The following is a 15,466-nucleotide window of genomic DNA, read 5'->3' as shown; positions in this document are numbered from 1 at the left end:
CCCCTATTTCTTGGGCTCGATCTTGACGTTGGACACCAGGGGAACCTGGGTGACCTCGGGGTCAAGCAAGAGCGTGCGGTTGAAGTCAAGGACCAGTCCGTCGAATTCGACGTTCCACTGGTCGCGTATTTCATTTTCCACCAACAGGGCGGCGAAGTAGACGCCGGACACGCTCGGAATGGGCTTGTCCATGTCGGCCAGCAGCCGCAGGTGGGTGGTTTCCAGGTTTTTGTCGAAATGGTACAGGATGCCGATCTTGTCCCCCTCCTGGTAGGTGGAGAAGGTGACCAGCCGCTGCCCGTCATTCTTCATGTTCATGACTTCGCCGACCACGTTGTCGACGGTCACGTCTATCACTTTGCCTTGCATTGTATACCTCGCGCGAAGCTACTTCGCTTCTTCCACTTTCTGGGCGAACTTGGCCAGCCCGGCCACGACGCCGTCGATGATGGCCTCGGGCTTGGCCGGACAGCCGGGGACGTAGACGTCCACGGGAATGACCTTGTCCACGCCGCCCACGACGTTGTAGGCCTCGCGGAAAATACCGCCGGAATTGCCGCAGGAGCCGATGGCGATGACCGCCTTGGGTTCGGGCATCTGGTCGTAGAGGTTCTTGAGCACCTTCTTGTTCCGGTGGTTGACCGTGCCGGTGACCAGAAGCACGTCGGCATGCTTGGGATTGCCGACATGGACTATGCCGAACCGCTCCACGTCGTAGAGGGGCGTCAGGCAGGCCAGCACCTCGATGTCGCAGCCGTTACAGCTACCGCAGTCGAAGTGCATGATCCACGGTGACTTGGCGCGAGATTTCTTTATGAATGATCCGAACATGACTTACCTCGCATACAGCCAGATGAGGTTAACGACGCCCAGGCCCATGCCGATCAGCCAGACGCGCTTGAGCATCCAGCGCCAGGTCATGCGCGCCATGGTGTTGTCCACCAGGATTTCGAGCAGATAGGTGACCACGATCAACAGCGCCATCCAGGCCACGTTGGTGTGCCAGAAGAGCGCGCACAGGCCGAGCACCAGGATGGTCTCGTACCAGTGGGCGACCTCGATCAGGCCGAGGTAGGGGCCGGAGTACTCGGTGAGCACGCCCTTGACCAGTTCCTGATGGCCGTGATGGGAGGTGGCGAAGTCGAAAGGCGACTTCATGAGCTTGATGGTCAGGGCGTAGCACAGCGCCAGGTAGAGCAGCGGCATCTTGGCCAGCAGCGGTATCTCCTGGGCCCAGACGGCCTGGATGGAGAAGGAGCCGGTGACCATGTAGAAGCCGACGAAGACGAGGATGAGCACCGGCTCGTAGGCCAGCATCTGCAACAACTCGCGTTGCGCGCCCACCTGCGAGTACGGGGACTTGGCCGACAGGGCACCCATAACGAGGAAAACCCCGCCGATGGCCTGCACGAAGAAGATGAGCAGCAGGTCGCCCTGGGCGAAGAACAGGGCCACGGCCACCGCCGCGGCGACGAGATAGACCCAGGCGCAAAGGATCTGCCACTGGTTGACGACCATCTTCTCTTTGCCGAAGAGCTTGGCCACATCGTAGAAAGGCTGCATGATCGGGGGTCCCTGACGGGACTGGAGCCAGGCGGTGACCCGGCGGTCCAGACCGGCTATCAGGCCGCCGAGAAGCGGCGCACCCACAAGTCCGATGATAACGAGTATGAGTGTTTGCATCAGAGCGCCCCTCCCATCATGAGCACGATCAGTGCGACCGCCAGTGCGTTGAAGACGGGCGTGAGCTTGGATTCAGCGAACAGCTCGCCCAAGTACAGATTGCCGGAGGAAAACGGCACATCGCCGTTCATGGGGCCGACATAGGCGTCAGAGGCGGAGACGGAGTTCGCCCCGCTCATATACGGCGGCATGATCTTGACCCGGCGGTAGCCCGAGGCGGCCTTGACCGCGTACATCAGGCCGAGGCCGAGAACCAGGAAGAGCGGCACGACCACGAAGGTGCCGTGGGCGGATTCCAGGGAGCCGAAGCCCACCGCAAAAGGCTCCGAGCCGACCCAGGGGGCCAGCAGGGAGTTGTAGATCCACGGCGAGGCCAGGGACAGGACCACCGAGCCCAGGCTCAGGGTCATGAGCGGCAGCCGGGTCAGCAGGGGCTGGGACTCGGCCTTGGCGTCCGGCTCGCGGGAACCCATCATGGAACCGGCCCAGCGGGCCAGATAGACGACCATCAGGGCCGAGCCCAGAGCGAGCATGACCACGATGAAGATGTTGCTGTCGGCCGAGGCCTCGATGGCCATCCACTTGCCGAGCAACACCCCAAAGGGCGGCAGCATCATGGTCAGGATGCCGACGATGGTGATCAGGGCCGTGCGGGGATTGGTGCCGTACAGGCCGCGCATGTCCTCGATATCGCGGGAGCCGATGGCCTGCTCAATGGTGCCGACGCACAGAAAAAGCAGGGACTTGGAGATGGCGTGGAAGAGGATGAGCAACAGCGCGGCGGTCAGGGCCAGCGGGGTGTTGATGCCCGCGCAGCAAATGATCAGGCCGAGGTTGGCCACGGTGGAATAGGCCAGGATCTTCTTGCCGTTGGACTGCCCCACGCCGAGCGCGGAACAGGCCAGGAAGGTGAACGCGCCGCAAACGGCCACGCCCGTGGACAGGAAGGTGCCCGCGAAGATCGGGGCGAACCGCAGGACCACGAACACGCCCGCCTTGACCATGGTCGAGGAGTGCAACAGCGCGGAGACCGGGGTCGGGGCGACCATGGCTCCGAGCAGCCAGGACTGGAACGGAATCTGCGCGGCCTTGGTGAACCCGGCCAGACAGAGAAAGGCCAGCCCGGTGAGCATCACCGCGCCGGTGGGGCCGAGCGCCAGCAGAGCCGCGATGTTCAGCGTCCCGGCCTGGCTGTAGACCAGCATCATGCCGATGACGAAGGCCAGGCCGCCCAGAGCGTTCATCCACAGGGCGCGGACCGCGTTCCGCGTGGCGATCTCGGTGGCGTCGTGCCCGATGAGCATGAACGAACAGAAGGTGGTCACTTCGAAGAAGAAGTACATCCACAGGATGTTGTTGGACAGGACCAATCCGTTCATGGCCCCCAGGAACAGGACCATATAGAAGAAAAACCTCGGTTGGCGCGTCTTCTTCAGGTGCAGATGCGCTTCGTGTTTCTTCATATACGGAATGGCGAAGACGCAGATCAGGGAACCGACGACGGAGACGACCAGGACCATGATCAGGGAAAGCTGATCGCCCGCCAGGGCCGGGACCGACTCGTGTTCGACCATGACCAGTTCAAACCAGATGAGCAGAACGACCTGGGCCAGGGTAAATCCCTGGATGAGCAGGCTCTTGTGTCTGTAACCATAGAAGTAAATAACGCCCAGCAGGGCGAAATCCAGGACCGCAACCAGGAAATCGCTGCCGATGCCCAGGAACGAACCGACCTCGGTCGGCGCAACCGTTCCCTGCGCGAGCAGCCCCAACGCCGCAAGCGTCAGGATGCCCCCGGTGGCCAGCACAGCCGCCTTCCGCACGGCCTCGGACCGAACGAAATAGCAGACCACCGCTGCTGCCGCCGGCAGCAGGATGAGAAGCACTAACAGATTTGACATGGAGACCTCGTTTCAGAAGATGAAGAACGAGTACAGCAGGCACCTGGCTTCCGGTTCACCTCCAACCGAAAACCAGTGCGTTTGCACTTTACCCTTAGCCTAGTAAACAATTTTCCATAGGTGATGTTACCCCCCAGGTCAAGGGCCAGGCCGAATTTCGCCGCCACCCCTACAACCATTTAACTGTCTATATTTATTAATATTCCGTAAACAGCGACACCCTTGAAAAACAGCCACCAAAAGGGTCGGGAATAGGGTTGATTTCAGGCTGGCTCCCTCCGGGTGGAGGCCCGGAGGTTTCTCTTCGAAACAGTTTTCCGATCAGAAATATCCGAGTCCGGTCAGGGCCGACAGGACCGCTTCCTTGTCCCGGGAACGGCCGGAACGTTCGCCCCCCCGTCCGTCCGGGAGGGTGGTGCAGGGACGGCAACCCAGGGAACGGTAGCCGTGATCGTAAAGTTCACAATGGGGCAGGCCGAACCGGGCGTGAAAGGCCCAAATGTCGGTTTCGGTCCAGTCGAGCAGCGGATTGACCAGGGTATGCGGCGGGTCGGCGCGTTCCTCCAATTCGAGCCGCCGGGCGCGGTCCGGATGCTCGTCGCGTCGGATGCCGGTCAGGAGGAACGCGGTTCCGGTTTCCCGCACCGCCCGCTTGAGCGGTTCCACCTTGAGCTCGCGGCAGCAGGAAAGCGGGTTCACGGCCAGGGGATAGCCGTCGAGGGAGACTTCGGGCCGGGCGATGCGCAGGTCCACATCCCATTCGACCGTCAGCCGGTCGCGAAAGGCCAGGACCTCCGGGAACTTGCAGCCCGTGTCCAGATTGATGGCCCGCGCCGGTCCGGCCCCGGCCTCGTCCAGCAAGGCCTTCCAAAGGAACAGGACCACGGTGGAGTCCTTGCCCCCGGTCCAGGCCACGCGCACGCGGTTCGGGTCCGCGCGGCCGAGCAGGCCGGTCAACAGGGCTTCGCTGTGCAGGATATTCTCTTCGAGGGTAGGCATGGCGTGTGGTTCATTATAATGGCGGTTCACTGAAAGTTGCCGTAGAGCATCGCCATGAGCAAGGAAAAAATGCACCTCATCGACGACTTGATCACCGGCGAAGAGACCTGTGTACTGGCCTCCTCGGACGGCATTCGACCGCACTGCTCCCTGATGTACTTCTTCGCGGACCATGCGGCCATGAAATTCTATTTCTTCGCCCTCGACACCTCGCAACACTGCCGGAACCTTCGGGACCACCCCCACGCCTGCCTGCTGATCGACCGCCGGGACGACGGACTCTCCCTGTGCATCCACGGGGTCCACTCGCCCATCCGGAAACGGCAGACCACCGAGGCCATCACCCGGCTCTTCCTCATGAAATTCCCGCAGATGGCGGAATTGGCGGCCCATCCGGACGCCCGGCTCCTCCGCGTGGACGGCCGCGAGGCTCACCTGTCCGACGGGCTGGAGGACCTTTTTACCACCAAACTGAAAAATTCCTAAAAAAAGAGCTTGACGCCCCGCAGTGTTGGGCATAAATAGTCACTTCCTTAGCGCGCCCGTGGCTCAGCTGGATAGAGCATTCGGCTACGAACCGAAAGATCGCACGTTCGAATCGTGCCGGGCGCACCATGAGAGTAAAAACCCCCGAGGACCTTGTCCGCCGGGGGTTTTTTCATGCCTGCCGATCCCCCATTGACTCCACGGGCGATGCACCGCATTCTTTGGGATCACCAAGGAGGAAGCAATGAACCGACCCAAGGTATACGTCACCCGGCAAATTCCCGAACAGGGGCTCGACCTGCTCCGGCAAAAGGCCGAAGTCCTGGTCAATCCCGAGGACGCCCCTGTGCCCCGAGCCCAGCTCCTCGACATCATCCGCGACTGCCAGGGCGTCATCGGCCTGCTGACCGAACGCATCGACGCCGAATTCTTCGACGCCGCCCCCGAGCTCAAGGGGTACGCCAACTACGCCGTGGGCTTCGACAACATCGACGTGCCCGAGGCCACCCGGCGCGGCCTGCCCGTGTCCAACACCCCGGACGTACTGACCAACGCCACGGCCGAATGCGCCTGGACCCTGCTCTTTTCCGTGGCCCGGCGGGTGGTCGAGGCGGACAAAGTCATGCGCTCGGGCGACTGGCCCGGCTGGGGCCCCATGCAGTTCATCGGCGGCGACGTGTCCGGCAAGACGCTGGGCATCGTCGGCGCGGGGCGCATCGGCACGGCCATGGCCCGCATGAGCCGGGGCTTCGGCATGCCGGTCCTGTACACCAGCTCTTCCGGCCGCAAGAACGAGGTCCTGGAATCCGAGCTGAACGCCCGCCTGGTCCCCTTCGAGGAACTGCTGGAACAGTCGGATTTCATTTCCCTGCACACACCGCTGACCCCCGGCACCCGGCATCTGTTCGGGGCCGAGGCCTTTGCGCGCATGAAGCGGACCGCCTACCTCATCAATACGGCGCGCGGCCCGGTCATCGACGAGCAGGCCCTGCTCCAGGCCCTCAAGACGGGCGAAATCGCGGGCGCGGGTCTGGACGTGTACGAAAACGAGCCCGCCCTGACGCCCGGCCTGGCCGAGTTGGACAATGTGATCCTGCTGCCGCACATCGGCTCGGGCACGGAGTCGGCGCGCGCGGATATGTCCGTGTTGGCCGCCCGCAATCTCCTGGCCATGCTCGAAGGCGAAAAGCCCGAGACCTGCCTCAACCCCGAAATCTACGACTAGGCCGAACATGACCGATTATTACGCCGAAAAAAAGACCCGCCTGCTGCGCATCGTCGACGGCGCGCTTCAGGCCGTCGCCCCCGACCCGGCCCTCCGGGCGGCCGTGCGCCGGGACGGGAACATCCTGGCCGTGGACGGCCGGGAGTACGATCTGAACGGCTACGACCGGGTCCTCGTGCTCGGCGCGGGCAAGGCCTCGGCGGCCATGGCCGCGACCATGGAGGATATCCTGGGCGACCGCCTGAGCGGCGGGCTGGTGACCACCAAGTATGGCCACGGCCTGGACCTGACCAGGATCGAGGTCATGGAATCCGGTCATCCCGTGCCCGATGCGGCCGGGGAAAGGGCTGCGGAAGCACTGCTGGCACGCGCCGGGCAAGCCGGGGAACGGGACCTGGTCCTTTTTCTCCTGTCCGGCGGGGCCAGCGCCCTGGTCCCCTCGCCCCTGCCCGGGGTCTCCCTGGCCGACAAGCAGGAGGCCACCCGCCGGCTGCTTGAATGCGGCGCGCCCATCGGCGAGATCAACGCCATCCGCAAGCACCTCTCGCGGTTCAAGGGCGGGCACCTGGCCGAGACCCTGGCCCCTGCCACGGTGGTCTCCCTGATCATCTCCGACGTGGTCGGCGACCGCCTGGACGTCATCGGCTCCGGGCCCACCGCGCCCGACGACTCTACCTTCCTGGACTGCCAGGCCATCTTGGACAAATACCGGCTGTGCAACCGCATGCCGGATTCCGTGACCCGGGCCGTGGCCGACGGGTGCTCGGGGCGCGCTTCGGAAACGCGCAAGGGCGTGGACCCGTGCTTCGCCCGAGTGTTCAACGTCATCGTGGCGGGCAACGCCATGGCCGTGCGCGGCGCGGCCGGAGCGGCCCGCGACCTGGGATACACGCCGGTGGTGGTGGACGGCTCCATGGAGGGCGAGGCCCGCGATCAGGCCGCCCGGCTCATCCGTCTGGCCGGGGAGTACGGCCGGGGCGCGGGCGGGGCCGAACCGCCGGTCTGCCTCCTGGCCGGAGGCGAGACCACAGTTACCATCAAGGGAACGGGCAAGGGCGGCCGGAACCAGGAATGGGCCCTGGCCGCAGCCCTGGAGATGGCCGCCCTGGGCCCCGAGCGCGAACGCCTGGCGGCCATGAGCCTGGGCACCGACGGCACGGACGGCCCCACGGATGCGGCCGGAGCCATGGCCTTCCCGGATACGGCCCGGGGCGAGCGCGCCGAAGCCGCCGGACGGGCCCTGGCGGACAACGACGCCTATACCTTCTTCTCCGGCACGGGTACCCTGCTCAAGACCGGCCCCACCAGGACCAATGTCATGGACGTGGCCGCCGTGCTGGTGGACCCAGCATGAGGGAAATAAGACGATAAGGGGACCCATGCGCACCGTACTCGTCCGAACCGGATGGGCCGCCCTGGCCACGGGGCTGCTCGTCGCCGTCTGCTACCTGTTCGTTGACCGGCCCGTGTCCGAAGCGGCCCTGACCCTGCGCGACACGGCCTGGCATACGGCGGCGGGGCTGTTGTCCCAGACGGCCAACCACCTGCTCTTCAACGTCCTGGTCGCCGTCGGGCTGATCGCGGGCGGCGTGGACGGGCTGGCCAACGGCATGACCGCCCGCTCGCGCAACCTGCTCTGCCTCTGTCTGTCCGTGGCCTGCGCCATGCTGGTCGGCGACGTGCTCAAGGAATTCTTCGGTCGGGCTCGGCCGCCGCTGCTCTTCACCAAGGGAGTGTACGGATTCTTCCCCATGGCCGGGGACTACATGCACGCATCCTTCCCCTCGGGGCACACGCTGCGCATCTTTTCGGCCATGACCGCCCTGGGATTGATCGCGCCCCGGCTGCGCACGCCCGCCCTGACCCTGGCCGTCATCGTGGGGGCAAGCCGCGTACTCGCCTTGAAGCACTATCCGTCGGACGTGCTCTGCGGCGCGTTCATCGGCATCGCCGCCGCAATCTGGTGCCGAAATCTATGCTATCCCATCGGCAACCGGACGGACGGAGATGCGCTCCACTCGCCGGAATAACGAATATCTCCCGAGCACAACCGGGCCCGCCGCCGAAACCGCCCGGTTCCGGCCCGCCGCCCCAGACGACAAGCCCCCGCCCGGAACGGTCCGGACGGGGGCTTATTGTTTAAAAGCGTGGACGCGGGTTAGGGCCCGGGACATCGAGGCTGGCCAGGCCGCCCGCGGTGAAGGTCATGGTCCCCATGTCGCCGAAAGTGGTAGCCTGGCGCACTGTCAGCTTGAGGGGGCGGTTGTAATCCACGGTGAAGGACTGCCCTTCGTCGATGGGCCTGTCTCCGGCCGTGGCCACCAGCTTGTTGTCCGGGCCGTTGCTCCAGGCGGACTCAAAGACATACTCGCCCTCGGGAAGCCGGTAACTGCCGCCCGAAATCCAGGGTACGAGCAGATCCTGCCCATGGCGGTCGCCCAGACGCAAGGCCAGGACCGTGCGTGGCCGAATGTCCACATAAAAGTTTGCCGCAGGCGCGCCGGGAGTCTCCCGGGCCACCCGGAAACGGGTCGCCCCGGGCCTGTCGGACTTGAGCGCATACTTGGACATGAAATTGTCCGGGTCCAGGATAATCTCCCAGCCCAGGTCCTGCCCGTTGTTGGCCCAGGGAATGGCCACGAACCCCTTGAGATTGATCACTTCCTTGAGATCGCTGCCCCACATGCCCTCAAGGATGAGCTGGTCGCCGAGCACGGCGTGCAGGGTCTCGCCGTCGCGCACAAAAACCGGATTGCCGTTGAGCCAGCAGACGAACACCGGGATGTCGCCGCCGGGCGCATTGGGCAGCTTGCCGGTCAAGCGGACCTTGGCCTCGGCCACTTTGCGCCCGTCCGAACGCAATTCCAGCTCGGAAAACGGCTCCAGGACCATGCGCCGGGCGTTGATCAGGTTCACGCCAGGCCGGTCCGAAGCGAACAGGGCCAGTTCGGGCGCGAACTCGCTCGGGCCCGAAGAGACCGGCTTCACGGCCAGGGTCGTGCCCGGGGCGAGATTGATGACCCCGTCGCGGCCGAGCGTGCGGCCGTTGACCATGACCTCGACCCCGGTGCGGGCGTAGGCGCGGACATCCTCGTCCGTGAACGCGGGCGGGGTGACCTCCACGCCCAGGCGGTGCAGAAGCATGCGTGTGGCGGTCAGTTGCTGGCGGACCTTCCAGTCGATCTGGATGATGGACTTGGAGACCTCCACGGCCATGGCCGGAATGTTGTGCTCGGCCAGGGCGTAGCAGGTCAGGGACTTGCGCATCTCCGGATAACTGGTCGCCTGGTCGAAGGTCCGGGTATTGAAAAGTTTGAACTTGTAGTCGCTGGCGGCGATATGGTCGTTGAGTTCGTCCAGCACCGAATTGACGGTCCGGGCCAGGTCGATCTGCTTGTAGACCAGGGTATCGACGATGATGGACTGCCCGTACCGATTGGGGTTGCGCAGATTGTCCACGTAGGTCGGATTGTAGAAGCCGCTGCCCTCGTGCAGATGGATGAAGGCATCCGCCTGATTGAGCAGGAAACGGATGACCCGGGCCACGCGGTCCTCGTAGAACCGATTGTAGTTCCGGTCGAAACGCCGGTTCATGTCCACGTTGATCTGGCGCTTGCACAGATTGATGGACGGCACGTTGGCGCGCGGCAGGACAATCAGGTTGCCGCGCAGGACCATGGATTTGGAAAGCAGTTGGGCCGTGATGTATCCCGAAGACTCGTCGCCCTGGATGCCGCCTTGGACCATGACCGTGGGACCGGGCTGTTCGCCCTGGATGTAGGTGACCTTGAGCGGATATTGGGTGCCCGCAAAAAAGGAGTGCTCCCAGGACCCGGCCGAGGCGCTGGAGGCGAAAGCGAAAAGGATCAGGCTAGGAAGCCAGAATATGATAGAAGGGATACGTTTCGGCAAAAATGACATCGCCATCCTTTCCCTTGATCTCAAGCCGCAGTCCAAAGAGGTCCTTGCGCTCCATGCCCTCGGGCAGGAGGAAGGTGGTCTGGATGCGCTTGAAGCGTTGAATCTGGAACGACAGATCGTCCTTGTTCGTTTCGACTTTCTTGGCCTCGCCGCCCTTGGTCAGGTAGATGAAATCCGCCTGGCCCGCCATGGATTTGGAGGCTTGGAGATTATTCAGCTCAAAGGAAACCGTCAGCTTGTGGCCCGCCAGCTTGGCCTGCATGTTCTCCACGCCCACCTGACGGGTATCGGTGCGGGTGAAGATCTTGTTCAGGTTGACCTCTTCACGCGGCGGCGCGGGCTGTTCGGCCTCGGTCGTCGCCGCGGACAGCAGGGACTGCAATTCGGTCGGGTCGTAGGACTCCAGGATCTTCTCCATGTTGCCCAACCGCTCCAGGCGGACCTCGGCGTCCACCAGGCGCTGTTCCAACCCCTTCTTCTCGGAATGGAGAGCGGCGTTGACCCTGAACCCGCGCACGCCCATGTAAATTCCGCCCACCGCGCAAAGCAGGAGGAACACTTGGCTAAAAACGAACATCTTCAGCCAGAACGGGCTGAGGCGGTACCGGGTCACATCCCGGTCGTCGCGCATAAAAAGCACGCTGTACTTGGAATCGCTCATCTCATCCGTCTCCACTGCTCACTGTCGATTTTCCAAGTGTCTCCCTCGGGCACCAGGATCAGAGTCTTGCGCCCCCTGTCCCCATAGCCGCTGGCATCGGCAAACACCTGGTCAAAGGCCACCTTGAGCCCCTTGGGATGCAAAGCGACTTTCAGATTATCAACCTCCAACCTAACAGGAGGTTTCTCCTCCCACAATGTCTTTTTGTATTCGGCAATGCGGGTTGCGCCCCGTCGGCCGCCCTGATCGGCGTCGGGCTCGTAAAATTTCCCGTAGGCGGCCGCATCCGCAGCCAGCCAGGCCCGGCGCCATTCTTCCACCATCTCCCGGGCCTCTCCGGTCTTGGCGGTCAGATATTTGGCGTCCAACTGCTCCGAGGCCGGAACATACTCCCGTCCGGCGATACGCCATGCGCCCTGCTCGTCCCGCACCCAGTAGAACCGCTTGCCCGTGGTCGAGGCCATGCCCCGCGTGCGATAGTACTGGTCGAACCAGGTCACCCAATAGCCGGGGCCGGGCACAGCCCGGACATTGTCCACCAGGACATGAATCCACGGCTGAGAGGCGAAGATGTTGCGCTTATGCTCTTCGAACCCTTCGAAGTCCAGCCCTTCGGACTGTTCGAGCAGAGGGCCGTCGTAATAGGAAAAGAATTTCTCATCCTTGGCGCCCCAGTCACGGGCCCAGGACTCCAGGGTCCGGGCCAGCTTCAGGGCCGTGACCTCGCTCTCGCCCGGTTCCGGAGTCCAGTTGACGTCGTCGGCGATGACCACCGGCGTGCCGTAGGCGGCCTCCAGGGCCACATCCTTCATGTCCGGGACCCGCAGGGCCACGCAGCCCAACGTGTCGCGCGGCAGAAAGGTCTTGCCCCGGCCGTGCAGCCAAATCCCGGACCCGGTCTTGCCTTTGATGCGGTCAATGGGATTCGGATAATTCAAGGAATAGGCAATGTTGCCATACAGGCCCCAGTCCAGTTTGCGGTTGATGCGATGCCCGACGAAGTAGACGCCTTCGGGGGTACGCATGTCGCCTTCAACCGACTTGTCGCCCAACGACTGACCCGTGGTGCAGGGGAAGCGGCGCACCTCATGCAGGGGCGACTGCTGCTCGAGCACGATCAGTTCCTGGGCCTCCTTGTCCACGGCGATAATCCGCTTCGGCCCATAGGAATGGGACGAGAGCAACGGCGTCCAGCCCCCGGCCACGGCCGTGGTCGCGGACAAGACGAGTGTCAGGACAAAAAAAACTACCCGCATCTGATGTTACTATCGCTCCCTGATTCCCCCGAACCGGACCGCGGGTTTCCCCCCGACAGGCCCTATTTCCCCGCAGCCAGCAATTCCTGCCGGGTGAAGATGGCGTTGAGCTCCAGCCCCGCCTCCTTCAGTCGTTCCCGGCCGCCTTCCTCACGATCCAAAACAGCCAACACGCCAACGATCTCGAGCCCGGCGTCGCGCACCCGCTCGGCCGCCGTGATCAGCGTGCCGCCGGTGGTGCAGACGTCCTCCAGCAGGACCACCTTGTCGCCCTCGGCGAAGTTGGCCAGCCCTTCCAGATACTGGTTGGTGCCGTGCCCCTTGGACTGCTTGCGGATGATGAACCCCGGCAACGGGCGGCCTTCCAGGAAGGAGACCACGGTCACCGAGGAGACCAGCGGGTCCGCCCCCAGGGTCATGCCGCCCACGCCCTGCACGTCGTACCCCTTGAGCATCTCGACGAAAAGCCGTCCGATGAGGTAGCCGCCTTCGGCGTTCAGGGCCGTCTGCTTGCAATCGAAATAATAATCACTCTTTTTCCCCGAGGTAAGCGTGAAATCGCCTTCCTTGTAGGAAAGTTCGAGCAGAAGTCTCGCCAGCCGTGATTTGAGTTCGGTCATCCTAATTTTCCTCAAAGACGCGGTCAAAGATCACATCTTCATACCGTTTGTAATACGAAGGGTCAAAAGCTTCGTCAAGCTCGTTAGAATCAAGACGTTTCTTCACTTCCGGATCATTGCGCACCTCGTCCTCGAACTGGATGCGGTTTTCCCAGCAGCGCATGGCCACTTTCTGGACCATCTCGTAAGCCTCCTGACGCTTCAGGCCGGTGTCGATGAGCTTGTTCAGAACCCGCTGGGAGTAAAAGAGGCCGAAAGAGCTCAACATATTGCGCTCGATGACGTCCTCTTTGACCACCAGCCGCTCAAGCACGCCCGCCATGCGATGCAGCATGTAGTCCATGAGCGCGGTGGTATCCGGCATGATGACCCGCTCCACCGAGGAATGGGAGATATCGCGCTCGTGCCACAGGGCCTGATTCTCCATGGCCGCCAGGGAGTTGGAGCGGATGACGCGGGACAGGCCGCAGAGATTCTCGGCCGAGATGGGATTCTTCTTGTGGGGCATGGCCGAGGAACCCTTCTGGCCCTTGGTGAAGCCCTCCTCCACCTCGGAGACTTCGGTGCGTTGCAGATGCCGCAGCTCCAGGCCGATCCGTTCGATGCCCCCGGCCAGCACGGCCAGGGCGGTGAAATACTGGGCGTAGCGGTCGCGCTGCACGATCTGGGTCGAGTGCGGGTCCGGGGCCAGGCCGAGCAGCGCACAGGTACGCTCCTCCAGCTCGGGGCCGGAATGGGCGAATGTGCCCACCGCGCCGGACAGCTTGCCCACGCGGATATTCTCGCGGGCCGCGTCGAAACGCGCCTTGTGGCGGGTGAATTCGGCATAAAAGCCGGTGAACTTCAGGCCGTAGGTGGTCGGCTCGGCGTGGATCCCGTGGGTCCGGCCCATGCACAGTAGCCCCTTGTGCTTGTGGGCCAACGCCTTGAGGACCTCCAGCATCCGGTCGATGCCCTGCGCGATGATGTCGCCCGCACGGGTCAGAAGCAGTCCGTTGGCCGTATCCACGATGTCCGAGGAGGTACAGCCCAGGTGGATGAAGCGGGAACTCGGCCCGACCTTCTCCTCCACGGCGGACAAAAAGGCGATGACGTCGTGCTTGGTGGTCTCCTCGATCTCCAGGATGCGGTCCACGTCGAAATCCGCCTTGGCCATGATCTCGTCGCAGGCGGCCTGCGGGACCTTGCCCATGGCGGTCCAGGCCTGGACCACCGCCAGCTCCACTTCCAGCCAAACCCGGAACTTGTTCTCCAGGGTCCACAACGCCCGCATCTCGGGACGGGAATACCGTTCAAGCATTGTCTTGTTCTCTCCGTGTTAGGGTGCTCGGCCGCGCGAACGGCATACTATGGCAACGGCGACGCAAAAACTCAAGGGCCGCAAGCCCATAAAAAAAAGGCAGCGGATGCTGCCTTTGGCGCGTGTTTAGGACGCGGAGCCCGCGCTGGACGTGTCCGCCTTGGCGGAACAGGCCGGAGCCGATTGGGGCTTGGCCGGGGATTCGGAACCCGCGCTGTCGGCGGGAGCTTGCGCTTCGCCGGGCTTGTTCCCGGCGCTGGTTCCGCCATAGCCGTCGGCAAACCAGCCGCCTCCCTTCAGATGAAAGGAAGAGTGGGAAATAAGTTTCTTGGATTCGCCGCCGCATTCCGGGCAGCGCATTTCGTGATCTTCGAATCCGGACTGCCACTCCTCGAATACGGCGTGGCAGGATTGGCATTGATATTCATAGATAGGCATGACTAAAACGTTCCTTCGACGGCAAAGGCGAATGTTGTTGCGCCTCATGCGGGGCGCGGGTGAACTCCGGCGCCGCACGCGACGTGCGGCCCGGCGAAAAAAATACGCCGGCGCGGAACCCGGCGCGGAAGGCCCGGCGGTTAGGCCTTGGCTTCCTTGGCTTCCTTGATGCGGGCCTTGATGGCCTTCTGGCGGCGCTGACGCTTACGGTCCAGTTCCTTCATGCGTTCGTGCTTCTTGTGGCGTGCCATGTTTGTCTCCTTGATATTTCGGCCCGGTATGGGCTTTTCTGCCTTGCGAGCCGCACTTCATATAACAACTGCATCCCCTTTGTCTACCCCTGCCGCGCCCGATTTCCCCTTGACTCATCATGGTATGATGTCCATATTCCCGACTCCAAGCCCAACATGTAAAGGAACATTGCCATGCTCAGAAGCGTCAGCGTGAAGAATGCCATCAAGGATGCCATCGAGATCTTCCAGTTCGACCAGTGGATTCGATTCTATTTCGTCGTTGAAAAGGACGGACAGCTGCACATCGAAATCCCCGAGGACAGGATTCGGGAGATTCAGGAGAACTTTCCGACCCTGTATCCCTTCGCCGACATGATCAACAACTCGCTTCTGGACTACAAGCGCTCCCAGGACAACGTCTGTTCCTTCGTGGCCTCGCGTCTGGACGGCGAGAAGTACGACCCCACCGTCCTGCCCCAGGTCTTCGACGACGCCCAGTTCAAGGTCGAGATGTACCTCTTCAACGTCTGGCAGAAGATGCACGAGTCGCACCTGGACGAAGCGTACATGGACTTCGGCGGCTGGAAGGAAATGTACGAGGGCTGGAACTCCCTGGACGAGGTCAAGGAATACCGCACCAAGCTGCTCGAAAGCGGCACGGACCCGCAGATTCCCACTTGCGGCACCGCCCAGTAGTCCGCCCCAAAGTGCGTCAAAAGCCCCCGGAAGCAATCGCTTCCGGG

Annotated in this window: 16 protein-coding genes and 1 tRNA gene; 6 read left to right on the top strand and 11 right to left on the bottom strand. The window is 63.0% G+C overall.

All coding sequences use genetic code 11. The features are described 5' to 3' along the window. Positions 1-3: 3 nt before the first annotated feature. The 5 genes from J0909_RS01850 to J0909_RS01830 all read right to left on the bottom strand — a co-directional run bounded on the left by J0909_RS01850 (position 4) and on the right by J0909_RS01830 (position 4,583). Positions 4-369: an NADH-quinone oxidoreductase subunit C gene (locus J0909_RS01850; protein ID WP_207259966.1), complete on the bottom strand. Its 366-nt coding sequence runs from the start codon at positions 367-369 to the stop codon at positions 4-6. Positions 370-387: 18 nt separating this feature from the next. Continuing rightward, positions 388-831, bottom strand: coding sequence for an NADH-quinone oxidoreductase subunit B family protein (locus J0909_RS01845; RefSeq protein ID WP_207259965.1), 444 nt, complete (start codon positions 829-831; stop codon positions 388-390). 3 nt (positions 832-834) lie between these two features. Further along, the gene (locus J0909_RS01840) at positions 835-1,683 is read right to left on the bottom strand and encodes a respiratory chain complex I subunit 1 family protein (RefSeq protein ID WP_207259963.1); all 849 of its coding nucleotides are present in this window, start codon (positions 1,681-1,683) and stop codon (positions 835-837) included. Continuing rightward, the gene (locus J0909_RS01835; RefSeq protein WP_207259961.1) at positions 1,683-3,584 is read right to left on the bottom strand and encodes an NADH-quinone oxidoreductase subunit 5 family protein; all 1,902 of its coding nucleotides are present in this window, start codon (positions 3,582-3,584) and stop codon (positions 1,683-1,685) included. The genes J0909_RS01840 and J0909_RS01835 overlap by 1 nt, the downstream gene beginning before the upstream one ends. 321 nt (positions 3,585-3,905) lie before the next feature. Next, positions 3,906-4,583: a phosphoadenosine phosphosulfate reductase family protein gene (locus J0909_RS01830; protein WP_207259959.1), complete on the bottom strand. Its 678-nt coding sequence runs from the start codon at positions 4,581-4,583 to the stop codon at positions 3,906-3,908. Between the two features lie 54 nt (positions 4,584-4,637). Here J0909_RS01830 and J0909_RS01825 point away from each other — a divergent pair, with 54 nt between their 5' ends. From J0909_RS01825 to J0909_RS01805, 5 genes are all read left to right on the top strand, one after another. Then, complete coding sequence (locus J0909_RS01825) at positions 4,638-5,069, top strand: pyridoxamine 5'-phosphate oxidase family protein (RefSeq protein WP_207259957.1); 432 nt, start codon at positions 4,638-4,640, stop codon at positions 5,067-5,069. Positions 5,070-5,121: 52 nt separating this feature from the next. Next, positions 5,122-5,198: transfer RNA gene (locus tag J0909_RS01820), tRNA-Arg, on the top strand. Positions 5,199-5,313: 115 nt separating this feature from the next. Continuing rightward, entirely contained in the window at positions 5,314-6,294 is a 981-nt protein-coding gene (locus J0909_RS01815; protein ID WP_207259956.1) for a 2-hydroxyacid dehydrogenase, read from the top strand. A 7-nt stretch (positions 6,295-6,301) separates the two neighbouring features. Next, a complete protein-coding gene (locus J0909_RS01810; protein ID WP_207259954.1) occupies positions 6,302-7,648 on the top strand; it encodes a glycerate kinase type-2 family protein in 1,347 nt (448 codons plus the stop codon). Positions 7,649-7,673: 25 nt separating this feature from the next. Continuing rightward, positions 7,674-8,324, top strand: a complete 651-nt coding sequence (locus J0909_RS01805) for a phosphatase PAP2 family protein (RefSeq protein WP_207259952.1) — start codon at positions 7,674-7,676, stop codon at positions 8,322-8,324. Positions 8,325-8,433: 109 nt separating this feature from the next. On the opposite strand, the gene J0909_RS01800 is transcribed toward J0909_RS01805, so the two are convergent. From J0909_RS01800 to J0909_RS01775, 6 genes are all read right to left on the bottom strand, one after another. Further along, positions 8,434-10,215 (bottom strand): M14/M99 family metallopeptidase, encoded by a 1,782-nt coding sequence (locus J0909_RS01800; RefSeq protein WP_207259944.1) that lies wholly within the window; start codon positions 10,213-10,215, stop codon positions 8,434-8,436. After that, positions 10,166-10,876, bottom strand: a complete 711-nt coding sequence (locus tag J0909_RS01795) for a hypothetical protein (RefSeq protein ID WP_207259942.1) — start codon at positions 10,874-10,876, stop codon at positions 10,166-10,168. The genes J0909_RS01800 and J0909_RS01795 overlap by 50 nt, the downstream gene beginning before the upstream one ends. Continuing rightward, positions 10,873-12,132: a L,D-transpeptidase family protein gene (locus tag J0909_RS01790; protein WP_207259940.1), complete on the bottom strand. Its 1,260-nt coding sequence runs from the start codon at positions 12,130-12,132 to the stop codon at positions 10,873-10,875. Before J0909_RS01790 ends, J0909_RS01795 begins: the two co-directional genes overlap by 4 nt. A 62-nt stretch (positions 12,133-12,194) precedes the next feature. Then, entirely contained in the window at positions 12,195-12,752 is a 558-nt protein-coding gene (gene pyrE, locus J0909_RS01785) for an orotate phosphoribosyltransferase (RefSeq protein WP_207259933.1), read from the bottom strand. A 1-nt stretch (position 12,753) separates the two neighbouring features. Further along, positions 12,754-14,052 (bottom strand): adenylosuccinate lyase, encoded by a 1,299-nt coding sequence (gene purB, locus J0909_RS01780; RefSeq protein ID WP_207259931.1) that lies wholly within the window; start codon positions 14,050-14,052, stop codon positions 12,754-12,756. A 126-nt stretch (positions 14,053-14,178) separates the two neighbouring features. Beyond that, entirely contained in the window at positions 14,179-14,490 is a 312-nt protein-coding gene (locus tag J0909_RS01775; RefSeq protein WP_207259929.1) for an FmdB family zinc ribbon protein, read from the bottom strand. Between the two features lie 425 nt (positions 14,491-14,915). On the opposite strand from J0909_RS01775, the gene J0909_RS01770 reads away from it, so the two are divergent. Beyond that, positions 14,916-15,419: a hypothetical protein gene (locus J0909_RS01770; RefSeq protein ID WP_207259926.1), complete on the top strand. Its 504-nt coding sequence runs from the start codon at positions 14,916-14,918 to the stop codon at positions 15,417-15,419. The last annotated feature ends 47 nt before the right edge of the window (positions 15,420-15,466 follow it).

It is taken from the genome of Desulfovibrio sp. Huiquan2017, from assembly GCF_017351175.1.
GTDB lineage: Bacteria > Desulfobacterota > Desulfovibrionia > Desulfovibrionales > Desulfovibrionaceae > Pseudodesulfovibrio.
Note: the sequence above shows the minus strand (reverse complement) of the source record. Positions and strands in the feature narration are given on the sequence as shown.

Bases quoted from the DNA above. Each gene is read 5' to 3' on its own strand.
- J0909_RS01815 (WP_207259956.1), top strand. From the start codon at position 5,314: ATGAACCGACCCAAGGTATACGTCACCCGGCAAATTCCCGAACAGGGG.
- pyrE (WP_207259933.1), bottom strand. From the start codon at position 12,752: ATGACCGAACTCAAATCACGGCTGGCGAGACTTCTGCTCGAACTTTCC.
- J0909_RS01830 (WP_207259959.1), bottom strand. From the start codon at position 4,583: ATGCCTACCCTCGAAGAGAATATCCTGCACAGCGAAGCCCTGTTGACC.
- J0909_RS01800 (WP_207259944.1), bottom strand. From the start codon at position 10,215: ATGTCATTTTTGCCGAAACGTATCCCTTCTATCATATTCTGGCTTCCT.
- J0909_RS01850 (WP_207259966.1), bottom strand. From the start codon at position 369: ATGCAAGGCAAAGTGATAGACGTGACCGTCGACAACGTGGTCGGCGAA.
- J0909_RS01845 (WP_207259965.1), bottom strand. From the start codon at position 831: ATGTTCGGATCATTCATAAAGAAATCTCGCGCCAAGTCACCGTGGATC.
- purB (WP_207259931.1), bottom strand. From the start codon at position 14,052: ATGCTTGAACGGTATTCCCGTCCCGAGATGCGGGCGTTGTGGACCCTG.
- J0909_RS01825 (WP_207259957.1), top strand. From the start codon at position 4,638: ATGAGCAAGGAAAAAATGCACCTCATCGACGACTTGATCACCGGCGAA.
- J0909_RS01810 (WP_207259954.1), top strand. From the start codon at position 6,302: ATGACCGATTATTACGCCGAAAAAAAGACCCGCCTGCTGCGCATCGTC.
- J0909_RS01775 (WP_207259929.1), bottom strand. From the start codon at position 14,490: ATGCCTATCTATGAATATCAATGCCAATCCTGCCACGCCGTATTCGAG.
- J0909_RS01840 (WP_207259963.1), bottom strand. From the start codon at position 1,683: ATGCAAACACTCATACTCGTTATCATCGGACTTGTGGGTGCGCCGCTT.
- J0909_RS01805 (WP_207259952.1), top strand. From the start codon at position 7,674: ATGCGCACCGTACTCGTCCGAACCGGATGGGCCGCCCTGGCCACGGGG.
- J0909_RS01795 (WP_207259942.1), bottom strand. From the start codon at position 10,876: ATGAGCGATTCCAAGTACAGCGTGCTTTTTATGCGCGACGACCGGGAT.
- J0909_RS01835 (WP_207259961.1), bottom strand. From the start codon at position 3,584: ATGTCAAATCTGTTAGTGCTTCTCATCCTGCTGCCGGCGGCAGCAGCG.
- J0909_RS01770 (WP_207259926.1), top strand. From the start codon at position 14,916: ATGCTCAGAAGCGTCAGCGTGAAGAATGCCATCAAGGATGCCATCGAG.
- J0909_RS01790 (WP_207259940.1), bottom strand. From the start codon at position 12,132: ATGCGGGTAGTTTTTTTTGTCCTGACACTCGTCTTGTCCGCGACCACG.